The organism is Vibrio sp. 10N.222.48.A3 (genome assembly GCF_041475345.1).
Taxonomy (GTDB): Bacteria; Pseudomonadota; Gammaproteobacteria; order Enterobacterales; family Vibrionaceae; genus Vibrio; species Vibrio tasmaniensis_A.
In genome coordinates, this window is the sequence record NZ_JBFRVX010000397.1 from 1 (window position 1) to 4,430 (window position 4,430).

4 protein-coding genes and 2 pseudogenes are annotated in these 4,430 nt (G+C 43.6%); all 6 read right to left on the reverse strand.

Going from position 1 to position 4,430, the window contains the following annotated elements; genetic code table 11:
• Nucleotides 1–260 (reverse strand): annotated as a pseudogene (locus AB4653_RS12410) (CpaF family protein); the annotation flags it as partial.
• Nucleotides 261–269: 9 nt separating this feature from the next.
• The gene (locus AB4653_RS12415) at nt 270–1,493 is read right to left on the reverse strand and encodes a P-loop NTPase (RefSeq protein WP_102258030.1); all 1,224 of its coding nucleotides are present in this window, start codon (nt 1,491–1,493) and stop codon (nt 270–272) included.
• 24 nt (nt 1,494–1,517) lie between these two features.
• Entirely contained in the window at nt 1,518–2,036 is a 519-nt protein-coding gene (locus tag AB4653_RS12420) for a hypothetical protein (protein WP_009848146.1), read from the reverse strand.
• Nucleotides 2,033–3,352, reverse strand: coding sequence for a type II and III secretion system protein family protein (locus AB4653_RS12425; protein ID WP_372104286.1), 1,320 nt, complete (start codon nt 3,350–3,352; stop codon nt 2,033–2,035). Before AB4653_RS12425 ends, AB4653_RS12420 begins: the two co-directional genes overlap by 4 nt.
• A gap of 10 nt (nt 3,353–3,362) precedes the next feature.
• The gene (locus AB4653_RS12430; RefSeq protein ID WP_009848144.1) at nt 3,363–4,151 is read right to left on the reverse strand and encodes an RcpC/CpaB family pilus assembly protein; all 789 of its coding nucleotides are present in this window, start codon (nt 4,149–4,151) and stop codon (nt 3,363–3,365) included.
• 7 nt (nt 4,152–4,158) lie between these two features.
• Nucleotides 4,159–4,430: pseudogene (locus AB4653_RS12435) on the reverse strand (prepilin peptidase); the annotation flags it as partial.

Sequence of the window (4,430 nt, forward strand, 5' to 3'; positions counted from 1 at the left end):
ATCATGATGTCGGTGATCGAGTCATCATCCATCAACACCTGCAAAGGCCCGAGGCCAACTAACTCATGTACCATGCTGGTGACATATTCTGATTTTGCCAGTGATGAAATAGATAACTGATCTCGACTCACTAGCATATCAACTGCGCTAGCTAACTGAGCTTCTAACTCTAGACGCGGTAAGCTTTCAATAACACTGGCATCAAGTGCATCAAATATCTGCTTACGCAGTTGTAAATAAATGCGCTGTGCATGTTCCATATCGTCCCCTTACCGTTTTAACCACTGGAAGAATGAAAATGCTGTTTTTTCCGCAACTTTCTCTCCCATCAATAAGGCAACTAACGTTTGCAGTCCGTATTTCATTTCAGAACGTGATTCACTAAGCAGCTCACCTTGAAGTAGGTATTGATTAGCTTTGAAATCAAACACTAAATTCGCGTCTGCCTCTCGACCAAAATACTTAACTACATCCGCCTCACTAATTGACGCTGCGTTATGTGGTCGAGAGCGGTTCATTACCGTCAGTACGACAAGGTTGGGATAATGCACATCGATTTCAGAACGAATTCGATTCAGCTCTCTTAATGACGATACTGTTGCATCAAATACCAAGACTAAAGCATCTAGTTTCCCCACCGCTTGTCTAAACTCTTCATTGGTTGTCGCAGTGTGAGAATAGTCTTCCACGACAAAAGCATGACTTGAAATCATCTGCTTCTTTAAAGACTGGGTGTATTGGAATAACTCATCACGGCCAAACTCATCTGATTCCACCGCAAGAAGTGACAAATTTTTTTCAATATTTTGTACCAAGCTTGTCGCGATATCATTATCCACTCCTGTAGTAAGGGTGCCTTTTTGAACACTGCGCTTAGTAAACTTCTTAAGCCCTAACATCACGTCAATATTGCTGCCAGTGTAGGTATAGTCGACTAGCAAAGTACTCGCATTTTGATGCTTGGCCAAACGGCGAGATATCTCACACGCGACTAGTGAAGTACCGACCCCACCTTTCACGCCCATGACTGCTATTTGCTTGGCTTTACGATTTGTACTCACGCCTTGTTGTGCTGCGTGGTTACGGGAAACGTTGTGATAAAAATCGATCGTTTCCGCTTCACCCGCTGGCCAAAACAAGTAATAGAAACCCAACTGTCTTAAGACTCGAATGATGGATATGGTATCTTCACTGCCAATAATGATCACTGACACATGAGGAGGTAAGGTATGAGTCAATAACTGAGCATCAGCGACAATATCTTGGCTTTGATTTAATTCAACAAATACCACTTCAACATCTGGGTATTGCTCTAATCTAGTCACATTTGTGTCTTGGCTGGCGAACGAGCTAGGCTCATTCAACCCTTCAAATCTGAACGATTTTTGGATGAAGTCGCGGCATATCTCGGTTTGGAAAAGCATCGCACAACGATTCTGTTTCTCCGATTTTTTAGGTTCCGCACTGTTTAGTTTATTCACTAAATCAAACATCTGAAATTCTCTAACAGTTAGTAATTAGATTGCTTTGTGCGGGTTGACCATTGACTGCCAACGGCTCGTGTCCACATTGCACCCTAAGCTTCCATTCCCATACTCGCCGACCCGTTCCTGGTGGCAAATTTCTAGTTTGGTCTTATATGTTGTGACTGAAAGACTTAAGTCAAAGCGACTCTCTAGTGGTAACGGATCTGATGCGTTTGAGTTATGCTCATTTGGGCTATAACCTATTTGACTGTATTCAATCTGACTCGACATCACACCAGCTTGGATTAACTGGCTCACAACCTCTTTATAAAGCGCCTGATTCCCGCTCCCTTTGGTGCGTATTTTCCATTGCGCCACCTTTACATTTTTAGGGTAACCCAAGATAAACTCACTCACTTTTCTGGTCACCAACTGGGGTTGGTCAGAGCGAAGTTTAAGCTGATAAGTCACAGGAAAAACTTCAACTTCCGTTCCGCGAGGCTCCGATATACGGTCAACACACCCTGTAATAATGACGGCGGTAAACAAAGTAACCATCATTGATTTCATTGGCTAAACCCTCCAGCAGACAAAACTTCATCAGCCCACTTTTGTTGTGATTGTTCATAGCCACTGCCTAGTCCAAAAAAGCGCTTGAGCGTGCTAGTCTTTTTCATCGTCGGTAATTGGATCTGCTCCGCTTTGACTGGTTGAACTAAATTAACGGTCGCTACAATGACTAACTCAGTTTTACTACGTTCGGTTCCTGTATGGCGAAACAAAGCACCGATAATAGGTATATCACCAATGTAGGGAATTCGAGTCAGTGACTCTTTCTCTTCACTGTTAAGCAACCCACCAAGAACGAAGCTTTGTCCATCCCCCAGTTCCACGGTTGTCTGGGCGCGTCGTGTTCTTAATGCTGGTAAATCAAAGTTGTCACTGCTGTAACTACCATCTAGGGAGCTAACCTCTGGTGTCAGTGCTAGCTTAATTTTGTCATCTCGAAGCACCTTAGCCAGTAATTCCAGTCGCACACCGAATTCCTTATATTCAACGTTGGTTGCACCATCTATAACCGTCACAACGGGCAGTTCTCCACCCACTAAGAAACTCGCTTTCTCACCTGAAATCACCGACAAATTAGGTTCTGCTAGAACTTGACCAACGCTATCGGTACCTAAAGCTGAAATAACAGAGACAATATCGCTAGCACTAAAATGAGAAAGTTGATCCACAAATATGCCGGGCGTACCATTGCTGCCCATCTTGATGCCGAAGTCTTGCATAAAAGAGTGCGATACCTCTGCAATGGTCAACTTAACGTTCACCTGCTTAGTCGCTGATATTTCGATATTATTCACGACGCCTGCGTAATTAAGTTGAGTCATAAAACCCACATCAATGTCGTCACTCTCTTCATCACTCATTTGAAAAGAGGTTGAGTTCGCTGTTTTCCCCAAAAGCTCACCCACCAACTGGTGAATGTTATCCTTTTCCTGTTCATTAGCGACGACACCACTCAGAACAACGTTCTCACCGATGCCTGCTACAAACACTTCCGCATCGGGAAATAACACATCAATTTGTTGCTCTATTTCGCGATAACTTTTATTCACCAACAATAAGCGGTTAAATAATTCACGTCCTTTCGCATCAAATGCGATAAACGAGGCAGATCCTATATTCTTCCCAAACACCACGACCTTATTACTATCAATCACTTGGTAATCTGCAATATTCTTCCCTGAGATAAAAACAGAAGCGATTTCCCCTCGAATCGAAAAGGTTTTAGCTTCTCCCTGAGCTAAATTAGTCGAGCCTTGAGCCAAAACCTCGAATGGAAGCAGCAGAACCAATACTAAAGTCAACATTGTTGTTTTCATGGTTAACGCCCTACTCAAAACGGTATTCACGAATTCCACCAGTGCCGCCACTGCTTGGAATGATGTCTGAAGAATCAGCTTCTAGATCATCAGAAAATTCCTTACCCAATGATTTATGCACGGCCACTTCTGCAATCCGCTGTGCCACCGTGAGTTGTGCCAGTTGTTGATTCGTCACTTGTAAGATCAATGTCACCTGAGTCTCTTTTTCCAACGTTAACGTGCTCACTGCTTTTTCTGACGTCACCATGTCCAAAACCGGTATTTGAGCCAGTAATGGCACCATAGTGAGATGTTGGATATCTGACACCGTATCCTCACTTGATAAGTTCTGATCCGGCGTTGAAAGAACAGATATGTCGACTAAATCTCCGACTGCGATGGTGCCACCTAATACATCTCTTCCCGGTACCGTAACGTTATAAGGAACAAATCCAGGGCGGATCACCGCCTGTAAGTACTGACTGTCTCCGGGAGATGTCAACATATTCGAGTCCACCAGCTCATATGCGGCAATGTCATGCACTGCGAATTGAGGAGCATTCCAATCTAACTCAATGTTTCGATCGATTCCCAATAGCGCTGCACGAGCTTCAGGCAAGTACTCTATAACGAAGTCGCTACGCTTCAGCTGCTGACCTTTCACTGTCGGGTGAGTGAGTTTCCATACCTTAAAAGTCACTTCTATAATTGGTTCTTCAGGCTGAATGGGGAAAGTATCCATCGGTACATTCACCACACCATAGAGGCCTATAGATATAGCGAGGAACGCTAAGCCAAGAATGATTTTGGAGTTCATGATTCACCTATAACGATGCAGCTATACCTAGTAGGCTTCCTAAACAAATAGGCACCCCATAAGGAACACCTCTGTTTGTCCACTCAGAATTACCGGTTGTTTTTCCTAATACCCACTGAGTAATCGCTAGGGTTCCACCTGCAAATAAAATCACATTAACCGCCCACAACATCATATTGGGCGATACCATTAAACTGAATGCAGCCAATAATTTACTGTCTCCAGCAGCTATAACATTGAAATAAAATAAAACTGCGCCGACGGCTAACACTATGAAAA